Here is a 26,949-nt window from a genome sequence, read left to right on the forward strand (position 1 = left end):
CAATAAGATATGCGCTCCCCGTGTCGTCCTGAGCGGGGAGCCCTCGCATCGACATCGCCCATCAATTGGCTGAGCACTGTGACATGCAGCCTCTCCGCCGACACACGACGCTAGTCAGTCTCCATATCGAACACCACCACATCGTCTGTCCCGCGCTCCAGCGCGGCAACCAGTGGTGCGGCGACAGCCACATGCGCGGGATGGGTGAGGTAGACGTCCCGATCCGCGGCGGTGACGAAGCGCATGATCAGCCCGTGGCGATAGCCGGCGTCCAGTCCTTCGGGGCTGGTATTGGGTCCGACGCTCACGGCGACAAGACCGGGAATGCGTTCGGGGAGCCGGAGGAAGGGCTCCGTCAATTCACGGATGCGCGCCTGCGGGGTGATGGCAGGAAAGCGAAGCAGAACCACATGCGTGATCATCTTGGGGGCCATGGCTGAGAGGATCGGTCAGGCGTGCATCATGCGCGCTCCGTCACATGACCGACAGGGCTCGCGGAAGGACGGGCTCGCCGTGCCTATCATGGCCGCGTCATGGCCAGCGGTGGACCACGTCCGGAGCATCCTTCATGGGTACCCGGCCAAAGCCCTGCGTCTCTGCACGTCCAGGCCGGTGGCTGGCGGCGCACCGTGCCGGAGACGCTCCAGAACGACAAAGGCCGCCGGATGGATATCCGGCGGCCTTTCGGTTGCTGAGGGTCCCCCCTCAGAACTTGAGCGAGAACTGTGCTGTGAAGGCGTTCTGGCTGGCTTCGGAGGCGATCTGGCCGGTGTAGTTCACCTGCAGCGTCGCGAGGTCGGAGAGGGCGTAGGACAGCCCCGCGCCCACCACCGCCGTATCCTCCGCGATGGGAACACCCTGCACGTTGAACGGCGTGCTGCCGCCCAGGAACAGCATGGTCGCCGACGGCGTCGTGTCGCCGAAGGCATGCTGCCAGCCCAGCGTTACGCTGGGCGTCAGTGCGCGCCCGTTCACCGTGAAGGTGGTGGCCGCCCGGATGCCCAGCGTCGTGTAGACCGTGTTCTGCGCCTCCAGATTCACCGACAGCGCCGCACCATTGGCCGCGAAGCCCCCTTCCGACAGCGAGCCGCCGGACACGTTCAGATAGGCGAGGCCCAGGAACGGCTCGAAGGCGTAGGACCCGATGTTGAAGTCATAGGCCGCTTCGCCGAACACCTGCGTGGTGCCCACCGTGTAGCCGCCGTCCGTCGCTCCCGAGAAGCCGGGGAACAGGACCGAGCGGCCCACCGACACGTCGTGCCACGTATAGGAGACGCCGCCGCGCAGGGCGAAGGCCCCGAACTGGCCGCCCGCATAGAGGCCGATGTCGTAATTATCCATGGAGCCCGAGGAGTTGCGGGCATCCACGTCGAACTGGGTCTGGCTGAAGCCGGCGACGATACCGGCCCGCACATTCTCCGTGACGCCCACGTCGAGACCGGCGAAGAAGCCGCCCACGGAGCTGGAGATGGAGGCGGCGTTGCCGTTGCCGAAGGCATTGCCCCAGCCGCCATAGCCCTGCGCCCACAAGGTGGGCGTGAGGCCCTGGGCAAGGGCTGCCGTGGCCGGACCACCGGCCGCGCCCGGCGCGCCTTCGGACTGGCGCAGGCGACCCGTCACCGCTTCCCGCAGATACACCGCCTCCTGGAGGATCACCGTGTTCACGGACGGGTAGATCTCGCCGGAGAGCTGGTTCAGCGCCGTCGGCACCGCGCCCTGGGAGAGCTGCACCACAGCATCGAACACGGGGTTTCCGAAGCCGAGCGCCTGGGCGCCCACGGCGGTGTTCAGCTGGTTCACCGTCTGCGCGTAAGCCGTGAAGTCGGTGTTGGTGTAGACCAGCGTCAGATAGACGTTCTGCGCGTCATAGGTGAGGAAGGGATCGAGGAAGGCGTAATCCGAGGTCACGCCGCCGAAGGTCCCGGTCACCGTGTCCGTGGTGGTGATGATCGGAATGGTGGTCTGCACCGGATAACGTCCCGGCACCGCCGCCACCTGAACATTGGCGCCGGAGGAGAGCGTCACCGCCCCGCTCGCCAGGATCAGATCGTGCTGGAGGTCCGGCGTCACGTCCACCTGGTAGACCGCCCCGCTATTGAAGGTGACGGGTCCGGAGACCGTGAGCGTGCCCGGCGAATAGCCCGGCGCCACCATGCCCCCGGAATTGACGGTCAGCGCGCCGATGGTCGCCGTGCCGCCCAGGATGCCGTCCGCATAGACCGTGAAGGGCGAGGCCGTGGTGGAGCCCGCCTGGAGGCGCACCGTGGCATTGTCCACCGCAACCGGCCCCTGATAGGGCGAGGAGAAAAGCACCGTGCCGCCGCCGGTGAAGGTGACGAAGCCCGTGCCGGTGATGGCACCGGTGAAGGCGTAGGTGTCGGAGCGGTTGAAGATGAGGTTGGCGTTGTTCAGCACGTCGCCGGAAATGGAGCCCGTCGTGCCGCCGTCACCCAGCTGAAGCGTGCCGGCCGAGATCGTCGTCAGGCCGGTATAGGTGTTCGACCCTGTGAGGATCAGCGTACCCGTGCCGGTCTTGGAGAAGCCGTACGCGCCGGAGATGACGCCCGAGAGGGTGAGCACCTCCTGCGGGTCCACCTCAATGGCGGCGCTCGGCGCATCCCCGGTCCGCACCAGGGAGATCCCGCCGCCATAGGCGAAGGTGTCGCTCGCCCGCAGCGTGCCCGCCGTGTTGAGCGTGATCCCGCCCGTGCCCAGCGGCTGCACCCCGGTGAGGCGCAGGGTGCCGCGCGAGATGGTGGTGCCGCCGGAGAAGCTGTTGTTCCCCGTGAGGCTGAGCGTGCCGCTGCCGGCCTGCACGATGGAGCCGGAGCCGGAAACCGTCCCGCCGAAGCTGGTCTCGCCAAACAGGTTGAACGCCAGGACCCCGTTGTTCACCACATCGCCGAGGACGGTTCCCATCGTCCCGCCATCGCCCAGTTGGAGCGTGCCGCCGGAAATGGTTGTGCCGCCCGTATAGGTGTTCGCGCCGGTCAGAACGAGGGTACCCAAATCCGCCTTTTCCAGGCCGACGCTGCCGCCGAGGGAGGCCGCGATGGTGGCCGTGGTGGCCGCCCCCGCCGCCGTGCCGTCGCCAACGCGGATGATGGCCGGGCCGGAGCCGGACGAGGTGAGCAGAATGCTCGCGCCGGTCACCGTGTAGCCGGTTTCCACGAACTGCATGCCCATGGCCGAGACCTGGCCGTTGGCGCTGCTCACGGTGACCGTGCCCGCCTGCCCCTGGAAGATGGCGAACCCGCTGTTCCAGGGCCGGGAGACGAAGCCGTAGGCATTGGTCCAGTTGGTCTCGCTGGTCGCGAGCCAGGTGCCGGACCCGCCCTCTACCGTGAAGGTGGGGCTGGTGGTGGTGCCGTTCCAGAACGAGATGGGGGTGTTGGGGTCATCGACGAACAGGTTGACCTGGTTGGCGATGGAGGTCTGGATGCCGCCCTCATAACCCGTCGGAATGCTGCCCAAGGCGAAGCCGTTGTCCGTCAGGGTGCCGCTATAATTGGCGACGCGGTAGATGCCGATGCCGAAGCCCGCGGTGGCCGAGACGTTCAGGCTGCCCGCCAGGGTAAGGTCGCCATTGACGTTGAACACGCCGGAGCCGCCGGGCGCGCCGAGCGACACGTTCATGTTCGCCCCCTCGCCCATGGTGAGACTGCCCATGGTGAGCCCGCCGCTCTGGCCGCCCGAGAGCGTGCCGCCGCTGAGCACGCTCACCGCCTGGGAGATGCTGCCGGCGCCTGACAGGGTGGCGCCGTTCTGCACGGTGACCGCGCTGCCTGTGAGCGCGCCGTCCACCACCAGCGTTCCGGCCGCCACGGTGGTGAGGCCGGTATAATTGCTGGTGCCGGTCAGCGTCTGCGCGCCCGAGCCCGTCTTGGTCAGGCCACCCGCGCCCACGAGGCTTCCCGCGAACGTGGTGTTGGCGCCGTTGCCGCCGGTGGTGAGGGTTCCGCCGAGACTGACGGTGCCGCCGGCACCGGCGAGTGAGCCGATGGTCTCGGCGCTCATCAGTTCGAGGGCCGCGTTTGCGGACAGGGTCACGGCGCTGGCATCGGGAATGGACTGCCCGCCGACGAGGCGCAGCGTGCCGCCCTCAACATTGGTCGGGCCCGAATAGGTGTTGTTCCCGGACAGGATGAGGGTTCCCAGATCCGTCTTGGCGATCCCGCCCGCGCCTGCGAGCACCGAAGCGATGGTGGCGATATAGCTGGAGCCGGCATTGGTCCCGTCGCCAACGCGGATTGTCGCGGGGCCTGACGGGGGCGCGAGGGTGAGCGTGCCGCCGGTCACCACATAGCCGTTCACCGCGAACTGCATGCCGGCCGCCGTGACCGCACCGACTTCGGTATCCACGGTCACCGTGCCAGGCACGGCCTGGAAAATGGCGAAGGACGCAGCGCTCCAGGGGCCATTGATCTGGCCGTTGGCGGTGGTCCAATTGTCGAAATCCGGGCCGGTGATGGCCGCGATCCAGGTGCCGCTGCCGCCGTTCACCACGCCGTTATTCTTCGGGCCGTTGCCGTCCCAGTAGTTCACCGTGAGGCCGCCGGTATTGATCAGGTTCACCTGATTGGCCACCGCGGTCTGCACGATGTTGACCGAGCCGGCCGGCATGGAGCCGAGCGCCAGACCGTTATTGGTGAGATCCCCGGTGTAATCGATAAGGCGGTAGACGCCGACACCGTAGGTCCCCCCGGTGGACTGGGTGACATTCAACGTGCCGCCCAGAACCAGATCGCCGCCCACCACAAGAAGGTCGTTCAACGCACCTCCGGGCGTACCCGCCTGTCCCAGCTCGAAGCTCAGGACCGCGTTCGACTGCAGCGTCAGATCGCCCCGAATGGTCAGCATGCCCGGGCTGTTGCCCGGCGCGATGGTGCCGTCGCTGACGGTCACGCTGCCCCCGAAGGTTCCCGTTCCGGCAAGAGTGCCGCCGCCGCCGATGGCCAGCGAACTCCCGGACGCGCCGAAATGGCCATTCACCACCAGCGTCGCACCCGTCACGGAACCCGCCCCCGCAATCGGGGCAGCCGAGCTGCTGTCGTCGCCGGTCAGGATCAGCCGGCCGCTACCGACCAACTGAAGGTTGGAATAGGTTCCGGGGGCAGCCACAACCTGCTGAAGCAAATTCGAGAAGGTCAGGCTGCCGCCATTCACGGCGATCTTGGTGACACCGCCGCCGAAGATGACCGTGCCGGCCCAGCTATTGTCGCCGCCCGTGACAACGAGCGCACCGTCGCTGCCGGCGGCGCCTTGCGCGCCGATATTGAGCGTCTCCGCGCCCACCGCGATGCCGCCGCCGATCTGCAGCGTGGTCCCGGGATTCACATTGGTGTCGCCCGCCGTCGTGCCCAGCGCGGACGCATTGGTGATGGCGAGCACGCCGCCATTCAGGAAGGTTCGGCCGCTATAGGTATTGCTGCCGGCGAGGGTCAGCGTTGACGCGCCGCCCTTGCTCAGGTCACCCGTCCCGGCCAAGACAGCGCCGATGGTCCCGCCTGCGTTGAGAGTGAACGCGGTGGAGGTGATGGTGGTGCCGCTGCCGCCGATCGAGCCGCCGAACTGCGAAAACGCTCCAACACTCGCCGACGTGTTGAGGGCACCATCGATCTGAAGGAGGGAGCCGGTCAGCGAGAGCAGGCCGGCGGAGATCGTGCCGCCCGAGATCGTGCCGTTCCCGGTGCCCGTCAGCGTCTTTCCGTTGAGATCGAGGAGCCCCCCGGTCTGACTATAGGCGCCGGTCAGACCCACATTGTTGGCGAGGCGGACGGTGGCGCCGGAATTGGTGACGGTCTGTCCCGTGGCGTCGATATTGTCGTTCAGCAGGATGTTGCCCGCGGCGAACACAAGGCCGGACTGGGTGCTCTGGATGGAGCCCCTGTCGGCAACCCCGATGCCGCCGCTCACCCCGGTCAGGGTGCCGAACGTGCTGCCCGTTCCGCCGCTAATGGTGAGGGTATTTGCCGAGGCGTTGACGATGCTACCCGCGATCAGCCCGCTATTGGTGATCGGCCCGAACGAGCCGCTATTATTGATGGCGACGGCGCTCTGGATGGTCCCGCTATTGGTCAGGGCACTCAGAGTTCCGCTGTTTTGAATTCCGTAGTTGCCGCCTGTGATCAGCCCCTCATTGCTCAGCGAGCCGATTGTCCCTCGCTGATCGATGCCATCGGCATCACCGATGATCGTTCCCGTGTTGGACAGCTGGGTGATGACACCGCGCACGCCGATGCCGTCCCCATCCTCGCTCATGATCGTCCCGCTGTTCGTGAGCGTTCCGATGGAGCCCTGGACATATAAGCCGGAACTGCTGGCGCCATTGATGGTCCCGCTATTGGTCAACTGACCAATGCTGCCACCCGTCCTTACGCTAAGACCTGTCGAGGGGCCGTAAATCTGCCCGCTATTATTCAGGGTCCCGACAACGCCATAGATAAGAACGCCCACTTCTCCGGTGCTGTTTACGAGACCATTGTTCGTGAACAGACCGACTGTGGCGAGCGGTGTCGGATTGGGGACGATCGTGTTGAAACCAACCACCACGCCCGCGCCCTGGCCACCCGAGATCGTTCCGCCCGCAAGGTTGGTGAGCGTGCCGATAGTGCCTTGCGTGGCAATGCCATCATCCTGTTGGCCGATGATGTGGCCGCTATTGATCAGTTCCGTGATGGTGGATTGCGTGCCGAGATTGAACACGCCGCCATCGGTACCGAAGATGGTTCCGGAATTGTTCAGCGAGGTGATGGTACCGGCGTTCTGAATTCCGAGTGTATCGCCCTGGATGGTGCCGGAATTCGTCAGCGATCCGATGGTGCCTAACTCCGTGGCGGAGGTGTTCCGGGCAACGAGGATGCCGATCTTATCGCCTGTGATGGAGCCGTGATTGGTGAGCGTTCCGATGCTGGCCTCCGAAGAGACCTCCATCGCCGTGCCTTCACCGGAATAGATCCGGGCACCCGCAGCGTTCACCAGGGTGGTGATGCTGCCACCTATCGTCACGAGAATGGCGTTGGTCGTGTCGTCGGTGCGGATGGTCCCCTCATTGGTCAACGCGCCGATGAGGCCCGACGTGCGAATGCCGGTGTCGCCGAAAATCGTGCCGGCATTGTAGAGCGAGGTGATCGTGCCGGAATTGTCGATGCCGATATGAACGCCGTAGGAGGAGGTGCCGCCGATGGTACCGGTCGCCCCATTGGATATGGAACCGATGGACCCCGCATTCTGTACGGCCACTTCATAACCGAGCACTGCGCCATTGTTGGTCAGCGTGCCGATCGACCCACCCGAGGCCACGTTGATGGCCGTGCCTTCCGTGGAATTGATGGTCGCGTCCACGGCATTGAAAAAGCTGGTGATCACGCCGGTTCCGGCCACCACCACGCCGGCGGCATGGCTCTCCGCCAGTATGGTCCTGTTGTTGGTCAGAACACCGATGGAGCCTATGGCAGAGATCGCCATATACTCGTCGGTCTCGATCAGGCCGTCATTGGTCAATACGCTGATGGCGCCGGGGGTCAGGATACCGACATCACCGCGGATGGTGCCTTCGTTGGTGATCGTGCCGATGGCTGCATCAGCCCCAACGAGAATGCCGACATCAGACCCTTCGATGGTGCTGCTCGCCGCATTGGCCAGCGTAGCGATCCTGCCGCCGGTGCTCGGGGTCGCAGCGCCAAGGAAAATGCCGGCATAGCCGCCGGAGATCGTCCCCGAATTGGTCAGGCCGCCGATGGTGCCCCAGTTGCCGATGGCCGTCCGGCCCTGAATGGTAGCGCTGTTGTTCAGCGTCGTGATGGTGCCGCCGACGGCATTGAGAATGGCGGTATTGCTCGACCCCATCATGGTCGAGTTGGACAGGATCAATCCGCTCCCGGAATTTTCCAACGTCCCGATCACTCCGGCATTGTAGATGCCGTTTATCTGGGGGGTGACGTCGTCATTGATCTTGTCGCCGACCGCTTCGATGATGCCGGTATTGGTGAAGGTCGCGACCGAGCCTCCAAAATTCGCAAGGCCGGCGACAAGGTTGAACACGTCGCCCGCATCCAGCGTGCCGTTCACGGAAACCAAGCCGGTATTTTCGAACGTGATCGCACCGCTGGAAATCAGGACACCCGCGATGGCGGCGTTGGTACCGGACGTGATGGTTCCAGCCGCTTGGATGGTACCGGCATTGGTGAGCACGCCGGGATTGGCGCTGGACAGAACGCCCACCACATTTGCGCCCGTCACGCCGCCGGTGAGAGTGCCCGTGCTCTGGATGAGCAGGTTTGAATTGCCGATCCAGTTGAAGCAGGTGACGGCCGCGCTGATGGTCGCTCCGGTCGTATTGAGGCACGCGGCCTCGACCTTGGTCGGGCTGCTCAAGCTCGCAGCGGTCGCGATGAACGAAACCCCGGCCAGCAACTGCCAACGGCGAGCCCGACCCGCGCCGGAATTCTTCATCACACCCATTCCCCGCCCCTATCACTGATGTGGCGGGAGCCCCCTCCCTGCCACTAAATTCCGTTCAAAAACTCTCGAATCCAATCCGTCAGGATCGGACATTCGGCCGACCGGAACCGGCTGGCCCGGCACGGGACATGCGCGTCCGACGCCATGGTGGAAGACGGCCCGCGACTGCTGCGCGCCGAAGACGAAGCATTGATGGAAAAACGGACGCCGGAGCGCGCAGAAACGCCGGGAACAAGCCACCCAGCCGGCCACCATCGCCTAACCCGCTCCGCATCCTGCCCCGCTCAGTCAAAGCCCAGGATTCGTCGCCCGTGATCTGGGCGAACCGGCGGAGCGTGGGATGGGACCCCTGGAAGGTCTACCGTAATTGCGCAAAGGCTATCCGATTTACGAAACGCACCCGGATAATTTCCGCGCCGTTGCGCTTCTGCCACGCAGGCGTAAAGCCCGTATGATTGCTTACCCCTGCCGGGCGCGGGTGGCGGCCAAAGTCTCGGAAGGGTATTCGCCGAACTTCTCCCGGTAGAGCCTGGAAAAGTCACCGAGATTGGAGAAGCCGAACATCAAGGCGACAGCGGTCACGCTGCTCTCCGCCCCCCGCGTCATGAGCAGATCGCGCGCCGCGTTCAGCCGCTCATTGCGGATCCAGACCAGAGGCGGGCAGCCGAACTGCTTCTGAAAGCTGTATTGAAGGCTACGGGCCGACTGGCCACTGACGACTTCGAGATCCGTCAGGGTGATCCGCCGGCTCAGATTGGCCATGACATATTCGCAGGCGCGCTCCAGGCGCTTGTCGCCGATGACGGAAGAGCGCTTGCCCTCCTTCTCTCCGAATAGCTTTTCACCAAGCAGCATGCCGCAGATGGCGCGGTAGAAGACATCATCGATGGCCAGCTTTTCCGCCGCCTCGCCGGAAAGATTGCAGGCGTCCAAGGCCTTGCAGGCGCCTCGCAGGAGGAGGTCGAAATTCACGCCGCCCGCGACCAGTTGCAGGGAAACGGGACGATTGAAATCAAGCCTCGCCTCATCCTGCGCCAGCATGACCTTGGCCGTCTCCAGCAGGCGGCGCTTGTCGAGGCCGGCCACGAGGACGGAGCGGTGACCACCCGTGCCGATCCTCTCCCCTTCCGGAGCCAGGAGGGCCGTCTCCATGACATCGCATCGGACGGGCTCCGTATTCACGGTCGATTTGATGGGCGCCCCGTCAATGGGCATGAAAAAGGATAGCTCATTGGCATCCACCCGCGTGCGGATGGGCGTGTGGGCGATGCAGCCCAGGCGCAGCCCGTTGATGGTCGCGGCGGAGCGCTGGATGGCGAAAGCGGACGGATCCCCCAACGCATCATACTCGGCGCTCCAGCCGAGCATCTGCTGGACCTGCTCCTGCATGCGGACAAGGGATTTGGAATAGACCTTGCTCCGGTTGCCAAACGCCAGCGCGTGCAATGCCGGATCCCCTTTCCGCATGCTCAAAGCGCCCGCGCCGCTCTTACGCGGCTGCAATTCTCGGCCAACACTATCTCTGCTCCCCAATCAAAGAATTATTATCTTCAGCCGTGATGAAACCGCCTGCGAGGGATGGAAGTACAGTACCCACTGGGCGTGCAACGAAGCGCTGAGGGCGCTTTTCCGAAGGCCCGGATCACAAAAAACGTCTTGAACTATGCCTTACGGAAACATCGCCGCCTTTAACCTTGGCGGCACCATACGGCCCCTATGGATCATAGGCGACGAACAACCACCCGGTCTATCGGGAAAGACGTGTGGAAGACAAAATACACGCGGCACAGGCCTTTGAAATAAATCATATATTTCAAAGGCATGGGATGACTTCCCTCGTCCCTCTCACGGCAGTTCGGTCCGAAGCTCAGGACGGTTCGCGCGAACGGCCCTCAACCGTACACGCCGCGTGCACTATGGTGGGCGATGCCAGGCTCGCGACGGTTGCAATCAGGGACACTGCGGCCAGCCAAAGTGTTTCAGCTTTTCACGGAAACGCTGAAACAGTCTATCTCTTTGTTTTTGCGCATTTCCTTCACGCGAACCGCTTCACACTTCGCTCGGAAATGCTCAAGTGCACCCTGCCGGCACGGCCATTGCGCATGATGCTCATTCAATCCCCCCGCCCGCCGCCACAGCGGACAGCCCCCCAACTCAATCCTTAATTTTGCGCCCTTCCTGCGGAAATATATCAATGCGCATTCAACTATAAATCGATACTTGAAGACCATAACCCTGCCGATACAAGAGAAAATTATGTGTATAAAATAAATTCTAATCCCAGATAAACTATAGTGCACTCTATTATGACTAAAAAACGAATAAGTTTACGAGATTTCTACCAACATATAGTTTCAGATAGAATATTTTTGCGTGAAATCTCAAGCCTCAGACAACAAGAATGGAGCGACTTACCATACCCATAAGCGGATATTTCTCTAATAGCGGAGATTGTGAAGCTCGCGTGCCAGCGCGGCGAACACGCTCTCCCAGTCGCCGACTTTCGGCTGTCGAAACAGGCGCACGCTTGGATACCAAGGCGTGTCGTCACGCTCCAGCAGCCAGCGCCAGTCCGGCACGAAGGGCAGGAGCACCCAGCCGGGCCGCCCCAGCGCGCCCGCAAGATGGATGGGCGACGAATCGACCGAAATGAGCAGGTCCGCCACCTCGAGAATGGCGGCCGTGTCCTCGAAATCCGCGATCTCGCTGTCCAGGGCCTCCATGCGAAGCCCCGCGGGAGGTGTCAGCGCTTCGGCGGCGCGCGGCCCCTTCTGGACGGCGATGAAGCTCGCCCCGGCCGCGCCCAGGGGCACGAAACGCTCAAGTGGGATGGAGCGGTTGGCGTCGTTCGTGTGGGTGGGCGTTCCGGCCCAGACCAGCGCCACAATGGGGCGCGGCAGGTGCGCGAGGCGGGTGCGCCAGCGGGCGACGCGCGCCGGGTCGGCGCGCAGATACGGCACGGGGCCGGGCAGGTCCGTGAGCTTCAGCCCCAGCACCATGGGCAGGGACATCATCTCGCAATGCACGTCGAAGGCGGGCGGCAATTGCCCGCGCTCCACGATCTCGTCCGGCCCCTCCATGCGCCGCGCCAGCGGGAGCAAGGCGGAATGGATCTCCAGCACCACCCGCGCCCCGCTGCGCGCCTTCGCATCCCGCACCAGCCGCATGAATTGCAGGGTGTCGCCGAAGCCCTGCTCGTCATGGATGAGCAAGGTCTTGCCGGGAATGGGCGCGCCATCCCAGCGCGGGCGCTGCACCTTGCGGGCGATGCGGGCCGTGTGGGGCATGTCGTAGCGCCAGTGATATTCCCGCCAGCCCCGCTTGAACTCGCCCATGAGCAGCAGGCTCTCGGCCAAGTCGAAGCGCCCCGGCAGGTCTCCGGGCATGAGTTCCACCACCCGGCCCTGAAGCTCGGCGGCCTCCGCGATGCGGCCCTGGCCGCGCACCGCGCGGGCCAGCAGCTTGGCAAGGGGAATGGTCGCGCCATGGGCGGACATATGCGCCCGGATCATCTGCTCGGCCTGCGCGAAACTCCCTTGCCCCATGAGATCCACAACGGCCTGGTCCAGGCGGGCGGCGGGCATGGGCGCGTTCATGCGGCGGGCTCTTCGAGGGCCTTGAGCAGCGGGCCGAGATGCGCGGCATAGCGGGCTGCCCGTCCCGCCGAGGTCTTGTAGAGCGGCTGGCGCACCTGGAGGAGGCTCGCCGTGCGCACCGGCCGCTGGGTCTCATGGAAGGCCAGGCAGCGGTCGTCCCAGGGCAGGCCCAGCGCTTCGAGCAGGCGGCGGGTCTCGCCCTCCTGGTCCGCGATCACCGCCTCGTAATCCACCTCGATGAAGCGCTCCGGCGGCATCACCGCCCGCCAGTGCGCCATCAGCCGCTCATAGTGGCGGTGGAAGGCGCCCAGTTCCGCGAGGTCGTAGGTGAAGACCTGCTCGCCCTGGAACAGCTTCGTGTAGCAGGACAGGCAGGTATCCACGGCGTTGCGGCGGCTGTGGATGATCCGGGCACCGGGCAGGATCATGCCGATCAGGCCCACATGCAGGAAATTGGCGGGCATCTTGTCCACCACATGGGCGCGCCCGTTCGCTCGCTGCGCCACATGGGTGAGATAGGCTTGGCCAAGCGCCGCGATGTCCTGGGGCGAGAGCCCGCCCGCCGTGGCCGGATAGCCGGGAATACCGGACACCAGGCGCTCCAGGGTGGAAAGCTCGCCCGCCCCGTGCACCTGCGGGTGAGAGGCGAGGATCTGTTCCAGCAAGGTGGTGCCGGAGCGGGGCATGCCGACGATGAAGATGGGCATGGCGGAGGGATCGCCGCTTGCCGCCTGCCGCGCGATGACCTCGGCCGGCATGGCGGCGGCGATGTCGTCCATCCAGCGGCCGGAGGCAGCGACGTCGAAGGTCAGCGTGGAGCGCTTCAGGCGATTGCCCTCGCCGTAATGGGCGAAGGCGCGGGGCGCGTCGCCAGCATCCAGCAGCGCCTTGCCCAGCGCGAAGTGCAGGGCCATGCGGTCCTTGTAGGATATGGTCCGGCCCGGCGCGAGAAGCTGCTCCATCTGCGCGATCTCGGGATCGCCGGGCGTGAAGGTCTTCAGCTCCGTGCGGCTCGACCAGGCGGCAACGTTGCGCGGGCTTTCCGCCAGTAGGGCTTCATATCCCTCGATCGCTTCCTGCTTGCGGCCCAGTTCCATCAGCAGGGCCGCGCGGCTCGCGAGTGCATTGTCCCGCGAAATGCCCGGAAGCTCGGCGGCACGCACGAAGGCGGCGAGCGACTCGTCGTGACGCCCCATGGCCTGGAGCAGCTCGCCATGGGTGGCATGCGCCTCCGCGCTCTGCGGGGCGAGGGCAAGCGCGCGCTCCGCCGCCTCCAGCCCCGCTTCGGCCCGGTCGATCCGCATCAGGATCTTGGCCCGCGCCATATGCGCGCCGCCATGGTTGGGGGCGAAGGCCAGCAGCGAGTCCAGCCAGTGCAGCGCCTCGATCCGGCGATGGCGGCTGATCTCGGCGGCGGCAAGATTCACATAGGCATCGGAGAGCTTGGGATTGAGGTCGATGGCTTCCCGCGCGGATGCGCAAGCCTCTTCCGGCTCGCCCAGCTCGTTCAGCAGATAGGCCATATTGCTGAGCGCTTCCGCATAGGCCGGACGCAGCGCCAGCGCGCTGGTGAACTGGGCGCGCGCCTTCTCCAGCTCGCCCATGCGGATAAAGGTGTTGCCGAGATTGTTGTGCACTTCCGGGCTGGGCCGAACCGCAATCACGCGCTCCAGGCACGACACGCTTTCCGACAGCTTGCCTGCCTCCTGGAGGATGATGCCCAGATTGTTCCAGGCCGAGACCAGGGAGGGGTCGATGGCCACCGCCCGCCGCGCCATGTCCTCGGCTTCCGCCAGGATGCCCTTCTGGCGCAGCATTTCGGCAAGGTTGCTCAGATAGAGCGCCGGAACGCGGGGAGACAGAGCCGCCTGCCGCAGATGCTGAACGGCGAGGTCCAGGTTTCCATAGGCGTGGGCCATGAGCCCCAGAATGTGCAGCGCATCCGGCTGGCCGGGCCAGACCGCGAGCACGCGCTGGCAGAGCTGCTCCGCCGGTTCCGCTTGGCCCGCCTGCCAATGGGCGCTGGCCCGCTGCAACGCCTCCTGGATCGTCAACTGATTAGATTGCATGCCGCCTGCGGTTCCGACGAAGACGCCTCAACGCTCGGCGTCATGACTGGTTGTTCAGGCGGCACTCTATCGGCGTTTCGGTTGTGGGCCACCGATAAATGCGGTCCTTCCCCGAAAACGGAACCGCCGCGCAGGACCGATCCCCGGAACGGCCGCTCAGAACGTGGGCGGCGTGTTGATCCAGATGACCACGGCGTCGCTGGGGCCGGGATTGAGGAAGGAATGGGGGCTTTCGGAGCGGAAGCAGAAGGAATCGCCCTTGCCGAGCACATGGGTCTGATTGTTGATGGTCAGCTCGATGAAGCCCTCGATGATGAACCCGGCTTCCTCGCCCGCATGGGAATAATCGCCCGCCGAGCCGTGCCCGGCGGTGATGGTGAGCAGGCTGCCCTGCAGCATGCGCTCGCGCGTATAGGGAATGATCTGCTCGATCCGCACCCCTTGCTGGGGAAGCCCGAGATAATCGAGCGCCACCTCCCTGCGGTCACCCGCGCGCACCACCATGCAGCTCTCGGTTTCCGAGCCCGTCAGGAACGATGCCATGGAGGTGCCGAGGCCCGCCACCAGCTTGTGCAGCACGGACAGGGAGGGCAGGAGGCGCCCGTTCTCGATGCGGGAGACGAGGCTCGCCGAGCAATCGGCGCGGGCCGCCAGCTCGGTCAGCGTCAGGCCCTGGGCCCGCCGCATGGTCTGGAGCCGTCGCCCGATCCGCGCCGCTTCCAGGCCCGGCTCGACGACGGCAGACGGCGCGGGGGCGGCTACGCGCGGCTCGGCGGGCGCGGGGCGCTTGGCGGCCGGGCGACGCCCGGCGGCGCCCGTGGCCGCCGTCCGCTTTCCCTTCACCTTCGGTCCGCTCGTCGTACTCATCAAAGACCTCGGCAGCGTTCCCGGAATCACGCCGCTGGGAACACTGACCCTTTAACGGCTCTGCGCCACCTCTGGAAGTATTTGCGACGGGGCGGCGGCTTCCGCCCCGTCACGCGCGCCCTTTTACGGGCGCGGTCTTACCCTGCCCATCACGGACGCCAGCCCTTGGGCGGCTGGATCTTGCTCCTGTCCACGCCGTCCAGCGTCTGCGGGGTCACCCCGATCAGCGGAATATTGATGATCTTGGGATCCGGCTTCACGCCCTTCAACAGGCCGCTGACCACCTTGACCTCGGTGCGGCCGACGAGGACAGGCGACCAGTGAGGGTCCCGGCCCGCCGCCCCGCGATTGCTCAGGCGGCCTTTGCTCAGGCGGCTTTGCGGGCGGCGCGCCAGTTCACCTTCTCGGGACGCGGCGGCAGGATGCGGTTGCGCAGCACGCCAAGACCGGAGGCCTCCAGCTCCACCACGTCGCCCGCCTTGATCCACTTATCCAGCTCGAAGCCGCAGCCGTGATTGACCGTGCCGGAGCCCAGCACATCGCCCACGTTCAGCGTCTCGTCCTGCGAGGTGTAGGAGATCATCTCCTCGAAGCTCCACTGCATCTCGCCCGGCGTGGACTGGGCCCACACCTCGCCGTTCACCAGCACCCGCATGGGGGTGTTGAGCACGTCGGGAAGCTCGTCCGGCGTCACGATCCAGGGGCCGAGGCCCCAAGCGAAGTCCTTGCCCTTATAGGGCCCGGTATTGTTGGCCATCTCGCCGCGCTGGGTGTCGCGGGCGGAGAAGTCGTTCAGCAGGGTGAAGCCGAGAATGTGGGCGCCCGCCTCGTCAGCATCCACATTCCGGGCGGCGCGGCCCACCACCGCCGCGATCTCCAGCTCGAAGTCCAGCTTCTGGGTGTAGCTCGGCCACTGCACGTCCTCGTCATGCCCGACGAGAGAGGTGGAATTGCCCTTGAACGCGAACGGGCGCTCATACCATTCCGTGGGCAGCTTCAGGCCCATCTTGCCGAAGGTGGCGAGCAGATGATCCTCGAACGCCGCGAAGTCGCGCAGCACCGGCACCTTGATGGGCGGGCGCAGCTTCACGTCCGACAGGCGATGGGCCAGCCGCTCGCCGCGCGGCCCGCGCAGGTCACCGCCGATGATGGCGCCCCAATTGGCGGCGGCGAAGGCTTCCACCTCCACCACGGGGTCCAGGGACGGGCCATAGAGCTGGGCCAGGGCCTGGAGGTCGGACGGCAGGAAGGCATCCGCGCGCAGCGTCGGGCTGGGCTTCCCGGTGGCCGCCGAAAGGGCGGCGAAGGCGGCGTTGGCGTCCAGCACCCAGCCCTCGCCTGTGCGGGCGGCGCCGATGGCGGTGTCGGCGAACACAGTACCGAAGCGGTCGATGGGGCCGACAGGGGTGTCAATGCGGAAGGTGGCGAGTTTCATCGTGCAGTCCTCGGAAGATCGACCTTGTCGTCGGCGTCGGTGCCGGGGAACGGCCCCTGCTTGATCTCGATGAGCCGGGTGCGCGGCTCCAGGAATTCCACCTCGTGCCCCTCGGCCATGAGCACGAGATCGTTGGGCTCCAGATAGACGTCGCCCAGCGAGTCACCCGTGGTGGTGAAGATGCCCACGCGCGCCTTGCCGCTCTGGCAGATCAGCACCTGATGGCGTGTGGGCAGTGGGGCCAGGGGCTCGTTGGGCACATGGTAGTGGGCGAGCGTGGTCGCGCCCGGATGGCGCTCAAGCATGATGAGTTGGAGCGGCCAGCCATCCTCCGTCACATGCGCCTTGGTGGTGCGCTCCAGGGTGGGATCGGCCACTTTGTAGGCTTCCTGGACGTGGCGGATCTCCGCCTCGGTCTCCATGAAGGGCGGGAACTTGTCGAACGCATCGAACTTCCCGCCGATATAGATGGCGACCGTGCGGTGGTCGTCCGGTGCCCTGAAGAAGCGTACGTGCTCTATGGTCTGGTCGGGATGCGTGCTCGACATCTCTCGTTCCGTCTGGTTGCGGGACGGCTGGGGCCGCCCCTCGCCTGCGGCCCAGGGCTTTCGCCTCCCGGAACCGCTTCGGCCCAGTCAGGCTTGCACCGACCGGCACCTCGCAGAAGCCCGCAAAACTGGAACATATCGTTCCCAAAAAAGAAACATTCGTTTTTAAATTCTGATTTTGCAAAATTTCTAAAAAATTTGCAGATGAGAAATTCTCGTGCAAATCTTTGTCTGCGGCGGGCGATACCGTGCTTTGGCGCCCGAGGGGGCACCGATGGACGGGGCGGGTCTCGACCAGCCAACGACCAGACGGGACTGCGAATGATCAATCTCAACGATTACTATTATTTCGCCCATGTCGTTGACAGCAACGGGATCACGGCGGCAAGCAGAAGCCTCAACCTTCCCAAATCCACCTTGAGCCGCAGGATCACGGATCTTGAGACACGCCTGGGCGTCCGTCTCATTCATCGGTCGTCCCGCACCTTCCTGGTGACCGAGTTGGGAAGCGAATTCTATCGCCATGCCCGCAACATGCTGGAGGAGGCGCAGGCCGCCGAAAGCGCGGTGCGCAACCGGCTGGCGAAGCCCAGCGGCACCCTGAAAGTGGCCTGCTCGCCCCTGGCGGCCGCGCTCTGCCTCGGCCCTGCCCTCCCCGGCTTTCTCGCCGGCCATCCCGATGTGCGCATCGAGCAGCGCATGCTGGCGCGCCTGGACGAGACCGGCGCGCGCGCGGCGGATGTCTATGTGGTCGCCCATGACGGCCCGCTGGAGGATTCCAGCATGATCCGGCGCCGCCTCACGGTAGAACCGCGCCACCTGTTCGCCGCCCCGGAGCTTGCGGACGACCTGAAGAGCGCCGCACATCTCGCGCGCCACAACCTCTTCATCCTGGCCGAGACGCCCGCGCGGCCGGTGCTCGTGGATTCGACCGACAGGAGCGAACTGAAGCTGGATGCCGAGCCCCGGCTGGTGAGCAGCGACAGCGGCGCCATCCTCTCCGCGATCCGTGCGGGTGCCGGCATCGGCCTCCTGCCCGCGTCCTGCTGTGCCCGTGCGGTGACTGAGGGCGACATGGTGCGCGTTCTGCCACGCTGGAGCGGAACGCCCCTGGAGGTCAGCGCGCTCCTGCCCTCAAGTCGCGGCGTCCTGCCTTCGGTGCGTGCGCTGCTGGACCTCATGGGCGGGCGCCGGCCGGGTGCCGCGCAGGCGGGCCCGAGCACACCGAAGCCCGCGCTCCATATGGCCGTGGAGGGCTGCGCATGATCCACGAGCTGAGATGCTATGACTGCCTGCCGGGGCGCCTGCCCCAGGTGCTGCTGCGCTTCGAGCAGGACGCCCTGCCGCTCTGGCGGGAGATGGGCATCCGGCCCCTGGGCTTCTGGACCACACTCGTCGGCGAAAATGACCAGTCGCTCCACTACATGCTGGCCTGGGAGAGCCTTGCGGAGCGCGAGACCCTCTGGGCCAGATTCGCCACCGACCCACGCTGGCAGGAGGCGCGCCGACGCAGCGAGACCGATGGCCCCCTCGTGGCACGCATCCGCAATTCCATCCTCAAGCCCGCACTGGGCTTCGCTCCGCGCTGATCACGCCTTGCTCTTGCGCTTCGCAGCGGCGCGGGGGCGCGGCGAAATCCCCGTCTCCGCGTCCGCCGCCGGGCGTCCGGCCGCACGGGCCGGAAGAGGGGCGATGGCGGGCATGGAGATGGCCCACAGCGTCTCGAACAGGATGGACTGGAGGCGCGCGAAATCCTCGCTCTCGATGATGAGGCCGTAATTCTCGCGCTTGGACGACAGGATGGCCACCTTGTCGTCATAGACATATTGGGTGACGCCCAGCGAGATGCCCTCCGGCGCATAGCGCAGCTCGCGAAGCTGCTCGCGGCCGTCGGGCCAGATCTCCTCCACTTCCTTGTCGCGCGAGCGCAGCACCTTCAGCTTGATGTCGCGCTTCACCCGCTCGGCGATATAGGCGTCCATCTCGTCGAGGCCCGGCGTCTCCACCAGTTCGTTCATGGAGAGGATGCCCAACAGCGTGCCGCCCTGGCAGGTGAGCGTATCCCACAGCACCGTCTGGATGCCTTCCTCGCCCTCATAGAAGCGGATCTGCGGCTTGCCCTTGGCGCGGTTATAGAGGGAGCGGATCTGGGGCATCAGATCGCCGATCACCTGCTTCTTCAGCTCCAGGCGCTGGAGCATGCCCACCGGGTCCTCGGCCACCACGAAGCGGCGCCCGCCCCGCTCCTCGATGCGGATCAGCTCCTCCTGCTCCAGGCGCTCCAGCACGTCATAGGCCGTGGTGCGGGCGAGCCCCGCGCGGGCCGCCACTTCCTGGACCGGCGCTTCTCCCAGTTCCACCGCCGCGAGGTAGAGCTTGAAGAGCTTTCCGGTGATGCCGATCTTGGCGAGCTTGTCTTCCATGTCCATTGCACGCTCTCTCGCGAGCGGTGATCCGCGCCGCGAGAATGGAGGAAAACGCGGGACAATGCATGCCCCGCGCCGTACGCGCCTACAGCCACGCGCGGGGGATGACCAGCCCCGTTTCCGCGGCCCCGGCTTTCGGCCGGAACCGCGGCACCGCGGACATCAACCCTTCAGGTTCACCGCCTGCTGCGGCGCCTCGTTCACCGTGAGGGTGAAAACGTCCGGCCGGGCATAGTGTCCCGCCACGTCGAAATCGAACTTGGCGCGGGCGAGGTCGTCCGTGTCCAGCTCCGCCGTGAGCAAGGTTTCCTCGTCGAAGACGGGACCGGCCAGCACCTTGCCGAGCGGATCCAGGATCACCGCGCCGCCATGCATCACATAGGCGTCGGGATCATCCGGCAGGCTGCAGCGATAATCTTCCGGGAAGTCGCCGCGCTTGAGCACCTGGCAGGTGGAGAGGACGAAGCAGCGTCCTTCCAGCGCGATATGCCGCACGGTGGGAAGCCACGTCTCGCGGTCATCAGCCGTGGGCGCGCAATAGAGCGAGACGCCCTTGGCGTACATGGTCATGCGCAGCATGGGCATGTAGTTCTCCCAGCAGATGACCGCGCCGATCTTGCCGATGGGCGTGTCGAATACCGGTAGCGTGGACCCGTCGCCATAGCCCCAGGCGAGGCGCTCGCCCGCCGTGGGCATGAGCTTGCGGTGCTTGCCCAGCAGCGTGCCGTCCGGCCCGAAATAGAGGACGGTGCAATAGAGCGTGCCCAGCTCCCGCTCCATCACCCCGATCACCACATAGGTCTTCGCCTTGGCCGCCGCCTCGCCGATGCGCACGGTCTGCGGACCGGGAACGGGGATGGCGGCGTCGAAATAGCGGCGGAACTCGTCACGCCCGCGCGTGGTGCGCACGCCGATGGAAATGTCGAAGTCCGACCCCTTGGGATAGACCGAGAGGAAGGCTTCCGGGAACACGACGATCTGGCACCCTTGCTCCCCCGCCTTCTCGATCCAGGCTTCCGCCTTGGCGACGGAGGCCTCCACATCGAACGGAACCGCGCCCACCTGGGCGACGCCGGCTTTGATCTTCATTGCTGTCACTCCGTGGGAATTCACACGCCGAGATAGGCCCGGCGCACGCCCGGATCGGCCGAAAGGGATTGGGAACTGCCGGAAAGCACCACATGGCCCGCCTCCAGCACGTAGCCGCGATGGGCGACGGAAAGGGCCAGCATGGCGTTCTGTTCCACCAGCAGCACCGAGACGCCCTGCCGGTTGATGGCGCCGATGGCCCCGTGAAGCTCGTCCACCACGATGGGCGCGAGGCCGTGGCTCGGCTCGTCCAGCAGAAGCAGCTTGGGCTTGCCCATGAGCGCGCGGCCGATGGACACCATCTGCTGCTCGCCGCCCGACATGGAGCCCGCAAGCTGCGCCTGCCGCTCCTGCAGGCGCGGGAACAGGGTGAAGACCCGCTCCAGCCGCTCGGCGATGTCCTTGGCGCCGCGATGGAAGAAGGCGCCCATCATCAGGTTGTCCAGCGTGGTCATGCGCGGGAAGACGTGACGGCCCTCCGGCACATGGCCGATGCCGAGGCCGGGAATGGTGTGGGCGGGACGCCCGAGCAGCGCCAGCCCCTCGAAGGCGATGTGGCCGCGCGCCTTGGGGATGAGGCCCGATATGGCCCGCAGCAAGGTCGTCTTGCCCGCCGTATTGGCGCCGAGCACGGCAACCGTCTCACCCGTCCGCACCCCCAGGGTGACGGCGCTGAGCACGTCCGGCCCGCCATAGGCGGCGCTGAGGTCGCGGACCTCCAGGACCGCGCTCGCGGCGGCATCGGGGGTCGCGGAAGACAATGCGGTCTCAGGCATGGGCACCCTCCTGTCCGGCGGCGCCATGGCCGAGATAGGCTTCGATGACCTGCGGATCCGCGGCCACCTCGGACGGCCGGCCCTGCGCCAGCAGGCGACCGAAATTCACCGCCAGAAGCCGGTCGCACAGGGCCATGATGGCCCGCATGTGATGCTCCACCACCAGAAGCGCGAGCCCCTCGTCCCGCAGCGTGCGGATCACCTTCATCACCTCGTCCATCTCGCTGGGGGTGAGGGCCGCCATCACCTCGTCGAGCAGCAGCACGCGCGGCTCCGTGGCGAGCGCGCGCGCCATCTCCACCAGCGCCTTCTGGGGAAAGGTCAGGTCCTGCACGTCCGCATCTGCGATGGGGCCGAGGCCGAGCGTGTCCAGCACCCGCTCCGCCTTGATGCGCGCGCCCTTCAGATCGTGGCGCAACAGGGCGGCGGTGGTGACGTTCTCCAGCACGCTCATGTCGGGGAAGAGCGCGGCATTCTGGAAGGTCTTGGTCATGCCCTTGGCCGCCACCTTGTGGGGCTTGAGGCCGGAAATGGTCTCTCCGCCGAGGCGCACGGCGCCGGAGGTGAGAGGCTGGAGGCCCACGAGGGCATTGAACAAAGTCGTCTTGCCCGCCCCGTTGGGGCCGATGAGGCCGACGATCTCGCCGGCATTCAGGGTGAAGGACACCCCGTCCACCGCCTTGAGACCACCGAAGGTGACGCTGACGCCTTCGGCCTGAAGAACCGCCGTCATGGTCAGGCTCCCTTCGCGGCAGGGGCGGCAACGGCCGGGCGCGAGGCCTCGGCCCGCCGACGCCGGGGTTTCGGCCACCAGGCCATGAGGCCGCGCGGCTGGATGAGGATGGCGGCGATGAGGATGACGCCGAACACGAACTGGGAGAGGCCCGCCGCCTTGGAAGAGAGGAAGGCGTTGGCCGTCTCCTCAAGCGGGATCAGGAACAGCGCGCCCAGGATCGGCCCGCCCAGGGTGCCCAGGCCGCCGACAATGGCGATCATGGCCATGCGCACCGAGAGGCCCGCCAGGGAAAAGATGGAATCCGGGTCGAAGAAGAAGGTGAACTGGGCGAACACCGTGCCGCAGATGGCGGTGAGCGCCGCCGAGATGACGCTGGCGATGAGCTTTACGCGGAACGTATTGACCCCCGCCACCTCCGCCGCATTCTCGTTTTCCCGCACCGCCCGCAGCCGGTAGCCCAGGGCCCCGGAAGCCAGCAGGTGGAAGGCGAGACAGACCGCCGCCAGCAGGCCGAGGATGACCCAGTAATAGGAGGACACGGCCCGGAAGGCGAAATAGGCCGGCTGGCTGCCCATGAAGGGAATGGAGAGGCCCACCGGGCCGCCGGTGAAGTCCGCCCAGCTATTGGCGATCACCCGCAGCACCTCGGCGAAGGCAAGCGTGGCGAGGGCAAAATAGTGCCCTTTCAGCCGGAAGGTGGGGATGGACAGGAGCACCGCCGCCCCGCCCGCCACCACAGCGCCGGCGAACATGCCGATCCAGGGCGAGATGCCGAGCTTCAGGAACAACAGTGTGGAGGTATAGGCGCCCAGCCCGAAGAACCCCGCATGGCCGAGCGAGATCTGGTTCGCGAGGCCGCCGACGATGTTCCACGACTGCGCCATGGCGGCGAACAGGAGCACCATGGCGGCCACGCGCAGCAGGTGGCCGCGCGGGTCCACGAAGAAGGGCAGCAGGGCCGCCGCCACGAAGAAGATGAGGAGCGCCGCGCGGGACGGAGTGAAGAGGGTTCGCATGGCTCAGGCGCCCTTGATGAGGCCCTGCGGGCGCAGGGCGAGAACGGCGATGAAGATCACGAACAGGCAGAGATTCTGGAGCTGGATGGGGAAGATGAGCGTGGACATGGACTGCACCACCCCCACCATGATTCCGCCCGCCAGCGCCCCGGCCACCGAGCCGAGGCCGCCCAGCACCACCACCGTGAACATGAGCACGACGAACTGCCCGCCCACCGTGGGGCTCACCGTGATGTAGGGCAGGATGACCGCCCCGCCGAAGGCGGTGAGCGCGACGCCGAGGCCGAAGGCGAGGCCATAGGTGCGCTTGGTGTCCACGCCCACGAGGGTGGCGGCCATGGCATCCTGCGCCACCGCGCGGATGGCACGGCCGGTCCAGGAGCGCTCCAGGAACAGCCAGAGCGCGGCGGCCAGGATCACGGCGGCGGCGAAGGCGTAGAGATAGGGAGCGCCGATGAAGATGTCGCCGAGGCGATAGCCCTGCACCTGATAGGGCACGCTCACGGACCTGAACTCGGACCCGAACACCATGAGCGCCGCATTCTCGATGGCGATGAGCAGGCCCACGGTGAGGAAGACCTGGGCGGCGGGCGGCGCCTTCAGCACCCGTTCGATCAGCGTGCGCTGGACCACATAGCCCACCGCGAACACGATGACGAAGGACAGGACCGATCCCAGCAGCGGATCGAGCCCCAGCCAGCGCCAGGCGAACCAGGCCACATACATGCCCAGCATCAGGAACTCGGCATGGGCGAAATTGACGACGCCGAGGACGCCGAAGACGAGCGACAAGCCCGTGGCGATGACGCCATAGACGCCGCCAAGAAGTATTCCATCGATCAGGGCCTGGAGCATCGGTGTCCTGCACGGGTGGAGGGTGGAGGGATGTCCGCGGCCGGAGACCGGCCGCGGGCGGCGTTCCGTGGAGAGAGGGGGACCCGCGGAACGCCTGTGATCACGGGGCGTAGCCCGTCACTTCACCGTCTGGCCGCGCCAGATGGGATCGGCCTTGGCGGCCTGCGGGGGATAGACGGTGACGGGCTCCTCGCCGCGCCACTGCACGAAGACCGGGAAGGCGGAGGTGTTGAGGCCCGTCTTGTCGAACTTGATGCAGCCGCCGGGCACGCCCTTGGCAAGGCCCGTGCAGGTGTCGAGGGTCGCGAGGGCGTCGCGCACCTTCTGCGGGTCGGAGGACTTGGCCTTCTCCATGGCCTGGGCCACCGCATCCAGCGCCGCCGCATGGATGATGGCCTCATGGGTGATGAAGGAGCCGTATTTCTCCTTGTATTTGGCGGCCAGCTCCGGGATCAGGTCGCCGCTGGCCGCGGCCACCGAGAGCACGCCTTCGGCATAGTCGCCGAGGCCCTTCTTGAAGTCGGGAATGATGTAGCCCGCCGCGCCGCCGATCACCGGAATGTCGATCTGCTGCTGGCGCAGCGCCCGGATGATGAGCAGGCTGTCATTGAGATAGGAGACCGGGAAGGCGATCTGGGCGCCGGAGGCACGCAGCTTGTTCACCAGGGGCGACACGTCGGTGATGCCCAGCGGATAGGCCTCGTCCAGAACCACCTCGACACCGGCCTTCTTGGCCGCGTCCCGCAGGCCCTTGGCCTGGGCGGTGCCATAGGCGGTGTCCTCATAGAGGATGGCCACCTTGTCGATCTTCTCGCCCGCCTTCTTGGCGATGGCGGTGGCATAGTCGAACTGCGCCTCGCCGAACACGGTGCCCTTGGGCGAGACCTGGAAGATGTAGTCGTAGCCGCGCCCGGTGATCTGGTCGGCGAAGGCGAAGGTCACCAGCGGGATCTGCGCGCGCTCGGTCACTTCCGAGGCGGCCAGCGTGGTGGAGGAAACGAAGGCACCCACCACCGCGCTCACCCCGTTCTGGGAGATGAGGCGCTGGGTGGTGGAGGCGGCGGTGTTGGGCGTGGGCACGTCGGCCGCCACCAGCTTGATCTTGGCGCCGCCCAGCGACTTGATACCACCCGCCGCATTGATCATCTCAGCGGCCAGCTCCGTGCCGCGCTGCGCGCCGATGCCGAACTGCGCATTCGGGCCGGACAAAGGCTGGATGACGCCGACGACGACATCCTCGGCCGCCCGGACGGGCTCGGCGAAAAGCGAAAAGGCGACCGCGCCCGCCGCGAGCATAACGCCCGCGGCCCGGCGCCGGTCGAGAGGAGCTGACGTCATTGAGGTCACCTTCTGATCGGCTGGACTGGGGACACGCTAGGTCGTGTCGGATATTTTCGTCAATAAGCGCCGTATCCAAATTTTCATCTTAACGACCCATGCTCTGCATTAAAAACAACAAACTATTGATTTTTAATGATTTTTATCGCTCAAAATTTGCTCATATCGGATATTTTAATCCTCAACCAGCGGCCGATTTTCAGTGTCGAAAATATCGACAAGCTTCACCCCTATGGCCTCGGGGACGCGGAGAAGGAATAGTTTCAGACGTTTCTAGTCGGTTTTTTCCGACATAAATCAGCGTCTTACCCCCGATTTCGCAGCAAGACTCAATCAGATGAATGGCTTTAATCTGAATTTCGCATGTCGAAGATGATTGACAAGAAACCATCCGCATTCCCATCCTTAAGCGCCTTCCAAAAAAATGACGGGAACTTGCGCATGACAAAAACCATGAAGCGGGCGGCCTTGAGGGGAACGGCCCTCGCCGCCCTCACCGCGTCCCTGCTGGGCTCCCTCACTGCCGCCCAGGCCCAGGCGCCGGTGAAGATCGGCGTCGTCCTTCCGCTCTCCGGCCCCAATGCCCAGTTCGGCATCGCCAGCCGCACCGGCATCGAGATGGCGGCCGACGCCATCAATGCGGCGGGCGGACTCAAGTCGCTGGGCGGAGCCAAGATCGAGCTGGTGGTGGCGGACGTACCGAGCCCCAACACCGCCGCCTCCACCACCCAGCGCCTCATCAGCCAGGATCAGGTGGTGGGCGTGGTCGGCGCCTTCGTCTCGTCCATCACGCTGGCCGCATCGGAAGTCACCGAGCGCGCCGGCGTGCCCATGATCACCCACTCCTTCGCGGACCAGATCACGTCGCGCGGCTACAAATACATCTTCCAGGTCTCGGCAAAGGCCACCACTTACGGCAAGGCGCAGTTCGACTACGCCATCGACCTCGCCAAGCAGGCGGGCGCGCCGTCCGAGACGGTGGCCATCTTCTACGAGGACACCGCCTATGGCACCGCCCAGGGCAAGGGCCTGCGCGAAGCGGCGAAGGCCAAGTCCATCACCCCGGCCATCGACGAGGCCTATCCGCTGGGCATCACCGACGTCGCCCCGCTCATCAACAAGCTGCGCGCCTCGAAGTCGGACATCGTCTTCCCGGTCTCCTACTTCAACGACGCCCTGCAGATCATCCGCGCCATGCGCCAGCAGCAGATCGACATCCCCACCGTCGGCGGGGCGGCGGGCTACATCATCCCCGACTTCAAGAAGGGCCTCGGCCCCTATGCCGAAGGGGTCTTCTCCATTGCTCCGGCCAATTACGATTTCATCCCGGAGATGGCGGCCCAGTACAAGGCCAAGTACGGAAGCTTCATGACCCACGAGGTCATCATGTACGGCGCCGCGCTTCACCATCTGGCCATGGCCATCGAAGAGGCCAAGTCACGCGATCCGGAGAAGATCCGCGATGCGGTGGCGGCGTTGAAGATCTGCGGAACCGGCTTTGCCGCCGGCATCCCGGGCGGCTGCACCGCCTTCGACGCCACCGGCCTCTCCTCCACCGCCTATCCCATCTTCGTCCAGTGGCGCGGCGACGACCTCGTCACCGTCTACCCGAAGAATGCGGCCAAGGGCCCGGCCATCTGGGCCGGCAAGACCCTGAACTGACCGCCCTGAACTGATAGCAACAATAAGCGGACCGGCGCCTCCCGAAGGGGTGCCGGTCCCGCTTCCGGGGAAC

General features: G+C 65.7%; 19 protein-coding genes. 3 read left to right on the forward strand and 16 right to left on the reverse strand.

All coding sequences use genetic code 11. From position 1 onward, the window contains the following. Positions 1-110 precede the first annotated feature (110 nt). The 9 genes from EJJ38_RS15350 to EJJ38_RS20345 form a co-directional block, all read right to left on the reverse strand. Positions 111-434: a Dabb family protein gene (locus EJJ38_RS15350; RefSeq protein WP_127090988.1), complete on the reverse strand. Its 324-nt coding sequence runs from the start codon at positions 432-434 to the stop codon at positions 111-113. Positions 435-705: 271 nt separating this feature from the next. Further along, positions 706-8,376 (reverse strand): autotransporter domain-containing protein, encoded by a 7,671-nt coding sequence (locus EJJ38_RS15355; RefSeq protein WP_164738526.1) that lies wholly within the window; start codon positions 8,374-8,376, stop codon positions 706-708. A 546-nt stretch (positions 8,377-8,922) separates the two neighbouring features. Next, a complete protein-coding gene (locus EJJ38_RS15360) occupies positions 8,923-9,930 on the reverse strand; it encodes a helix-turn-helix domain-containing protein (protein ID WP_127090990.1) in 1,008 nt (335 codons plus the stop codon). Between the two features lie 971 nt (positions 9,931-10,901). Beyond that, complete coding sequence (locus EJJ38_RS15365; RefSeq protein ID WP_127090991.1) at positions 10,902-12,059, reverse strand: glycosyl transferase family 8; 1,158 nt, start codon at positions 12,057-12,059, stop codon at positions 10,902-10,904. Next, positions 12,056-14,128, reverse strand: a complete 2,073-nt coding sequence (locus EJJ38_RS15370; RefSeq protein WP_127090992.1) for a tetratricopeptide repeat-containing sulfotransferase family protein — start codon at positions 14,126-14,128, stop codon at positions 12,056-12,058. The genes EJJ38_RS15365 and EJJ38_RS15370 overlap by 4 nt, the downstream gene beginning before the upstream one ends. A 156-nt stretch (positions 14,129-14,284) precedes the next feature. Then, positions 14,285-14,995, reverse strand: a complete 711-nt coding sequence (locus tag EJJ38_RS15375; RefSeq protein WP_127090993.1) for a cupin domain-containing protein — start codon at positions 14,993-14,995, stop codon at positions 14,285-14,287. Between the two features lie 149 nt (positions 14,996-15,144). Continuing rightward, entirely contained in the window at positions 15,145-15,279 is a 135-nt protein-coding gene (locus EJJ38_RS20815; protein ID WP_274704738.1) for a hypothetical protein, read from the reverse strand. Between the two features lie 83 nt (positions 15,280-15,362). Then, positions 15,363-16,430 (reverse strand): fumarylacetoacetate hydrolase family protein, encoded by a 1,068-nt coding sequence (locus EJJ38_RS15380; protein ID WP_127090994.1) that lies wholly within the window; start codon positions 16,428-16,430, stop codon positions 15,363-15,365. After that, the gene (locus EJJ38_RS20345) at positions 16,427-16,978 is read right to left on the reverse strand and encodes a cupin domain-containing protein (RefSeq protein ID WP_164738527.1); all 552 of its coding nucleotides are present in this window, start codon (positions 16,976-16,978) and stop codon (positions 16,427-16,429) included. The genes EJJ38_RS15380 and EJJ38_RS20345 overlap by 4 nt, the downstream gene beginning before the upstream one ends. 321 nt (positions 16,979-17,299) lie before the next feature. On the opposite strand from EJJ38_RS20345, the gene EJJ38_RS20350 reads away from it, so the two are divergent. After that, entirely contained in the window at positions 17,300-18,244 is a 945-nt protein-coding gene (locus EJJ38_RS20350; protein ID WP_164738528.1) for a LysR substrate-binding domain-containing protein, read from the forward strand. Continuing rightward, positions 18,241-18,567, forward strand: a complete 327-nt coding sequence (locus EJJ38_RS15395) for an NIPSNAP family protein (protein WP_127090997.1) — start codon at positions 18,241-18,243, stop codon at positions 18,565-18,567. The genes EJJ38_RS20350 and EJJ38_RS15395 overlap by 4 nt, the downstream gene beginning before the upstream one ends. On the opposite strand, the gene EJJ38_RS15400 is transcribed toward EJJ38_RS15395, so the two are convergent. From EJJ38_RS15400 to EJJ38_RS15430, 7 genes are all read right to left on the reverse strand, one after another. After that, positions 18,568-19,407, reverse strand: coding sequence for a TrmB family transcriptional regulator (locus EJJ38_RS15400; protein WP_127090998.1), 840 nt, complete (start codon positions 19,405-19,407; stop codon positions 18,568-18,570). It lies immediately after the preceding gene. A 159-nt stretch (positions 19,408-19,566) separates the two neighbouring features. Further along, the gene (locus EJJ38_RS15405; protein WP_127090999.1) at positions 19,567-20,493 is read right to left on the reverse strand and encodes a carbon-nitrogen hydrolase family protein; all 927 of its coding nucleotides are present in this window, start codon (positions 20,491-20,493) and stop codon (positions 19,567-19,569) included. A 20-nt stretch (positions 20,494-20,513) separates the two neighbouring features. Further along, on the reverse strand, positions 20,514-21,269 hold the full coding sequence (locus EJJ38_RS15410; RefSeq protein WP_127091000.1) for an ABC transporter ATP-binding protein: 756 nt from the start codon (positions 21,267-21,269) through the stop codon (positions 20,514-20,516). After that, complete coding sequence (locus tag EJJ38_RS15415) at positions 21,262-22,002, reverse strand: ABC transporter ATP-binding protein (RefSeq protein ID WP_127091001.1); 741 nt, start codon at positions 22,000-22,002, stop codon at positions 21,262-21,264. The genes EJJ38_RS15410 and EJJ38_RS15415 overlap by 8 nt, the downstream gene beginning before the upstream one ends. Positions 22,003-22,004: 2 nt before the next feature. Next, entirely contained in the window at positions 22,005-23,021 is a 1,017-nt protein-coding gene (locus EJJ38_RS15420; RefSeq protein WP_127091002.1) for a branched-chain amino acid ABC transporter permease, read from the reverse strand. 3 nt (positions 23,022-23,024) lie between these two features. Beyond that, a complete protein-coding gene (locus tag EJJ38_RS15425; protein WP_127091003.1) occupies positions 23,025-23,876 on the reverse strand; it encodes a branched-chain amino acid ABC transporter permease in 852 nt (283 codons plus the stop codon). A gap of 117 nt (positions 23,877-23,993) precedes the next feature. Then, positions 23,994-25,214 (reverse strand): ABC transporter substrate-binding protein, encoded by a 1,221-nt coding sequence (locus EJJ38_RS15430; RefSeq protein WP_127091004.1) that lies wholly within the window; start codon positions 25,212-25,214, stop codon positions 23,994-23,996. A 441-nt stretch (positions 25,215-25,655) separates the two neighbouring features. Here EJJ38_RS15430 and EJJ38_RS15435 point away from each other — a divergent pair, with 441 nt between their 5' ends. Then, on the forward strand, positions 25,656-26,876 hold the full coding sequence (locus tag EJJ38_RS15435) for an ABC transporter substrate-binding protein (protein WP_245454265.1): 1,221 nt from the start codon (positions 25,656-25,658) through the stop codon (positions 26,874-26,876). Positions 26,877-26,949: the final 73 nt, after the last annotated feature.

Source organism: Aquabacter cavernae (genome assembly GCF_003993795.1).
Taxonomy (GTDB): Bacteria; Pseudomonadota; Alphaproteobacteria; order Rhizobiales; family Xanthobacteraceae; genus Aquabacter; species Aquabacter cavernae.

Bases quoted from the DNA above. Each gene is read 5' to 3' on its own strand.
- EJJ38_RS15350 (WP_127090988.1), bottom strand. From the start codon at position 434: ATGGCCCCCAAGATGATCACGCATGTGGTTCTGCTTCGCTTTCCTGCC.
- EJJ38_RS15360 (WP_127090990.1), bottom strand. From the start codon at position 9,930: ATGCGGAAAGGGGATCCGGCATTGCACGCGCTGGCGTTTGGCAACCGG.
- EJJ38_RS15365 (WP_127090991.1), bottom strand. From the start codon at position 12,059: ATGAACGCGCCCATGCCCGCCGCCCGCCTGGACCAGGCCGTTGTGGAT.
- EJJ38_RS15370 (WP_127090992.1), bottom strand. From the start codon at position 14,128: ATGCAATCTAATCAGTTGACGATCCAGGAGGCGTTGCAGCGGGCCAGC.
- EJJ38_RS15375 (WP_127090993.1), bottom strand. From the start codon at position 14,995: ATGAGTACGACGAGCGGACCGAAGGTGAAGGGAAAGCGGACGGCGGCC.
- EJJ38_RS15380 (WP_127090994.1), bottom strand. From the start codon at position 16,430: ATGAAACTCGCCACCTTCCGCATTGACACCCCTGTCGGCCCCATCGAC.
- EJJ38_RS20345 (WP_164738527.1), bottom strand. From the start codon at position 16,978: ATGTCGAGCACGCATCCCGACCAGACCATAGAGCACGTACGCTTCTTC.
- EJJ38_RS20350 (WP_164738528.1), top strand. From the start codon at position 17,300: ATGATCAATCTCAACGATTACTATTATTTCGCCCATGTCGTTGACAGC.
- EJJ38_RS15395 (WP_127090997.1), top strand. From the start codon at position 18,241: ATGATCCACGAGCTGAGATGCTATGACTGCCTGCCGGGGCGCCTGCCC.
- EJJ38_RS15400 (WP_127090998.1), bottom strand. From the start codon at position 19,407: ATGGACATGGAAGACAAGCTCGCCAAGATCGGCATCACCGGAAAGCTC.
- EJJ38_RS15405 (WP_127090999.1), bottom strand. From the start codon at position 20,493: ATGAAGATCAAAGCCGGCGTCGCCCAGGTGGGCGCGGTTCCGTTCGAT.
- EJJ38_RS15410 (WP_127091000.1), bottom strand. From the start codon at position 21,269: ATGCCTGAGACCGCATTGTCTTCCGCGACCCCCGATGCCGCCGCGAGC.
- EJJ38_RS15415 (WP_127091001.1), bottom strand. From the start codon at position 22,002: ATGACGGCGGTTCTTCAGGCCGAAGGCGTCAGCGTCACCTTCGGTGGT.
- EJJ38_RS15420 (WP_127091002.1), bottom strand. From the start codon at position 23,021: ATGCGAACCCTCTTCACTCCGTCCCGCGCGGCGCTCCTCATCTTCTTC.
- EJJ38_RS15425 (WP_127091003.1), bottom strand. From the start codon at position 23,876: ATGCTCCAGGCCCTGATCGATGGAATACTTCTTGGCGGCGTCTATGGC.
- EJJ38_RS15430 (WP_127091004.1), bottom strand. From the start codon at position 25,214: ATGACGTCAGCTCCTCTCGACCGGCGCCGGGCCGCGGGCGTTATGCTC.
- EJJ38_RS15435 (WP_245454265.1), top strand. From the start codon at position 25,656: ATGACAAAAACCATGAAGCGGGCGGCCTTGAGGGGAACGGCCCTCGCC.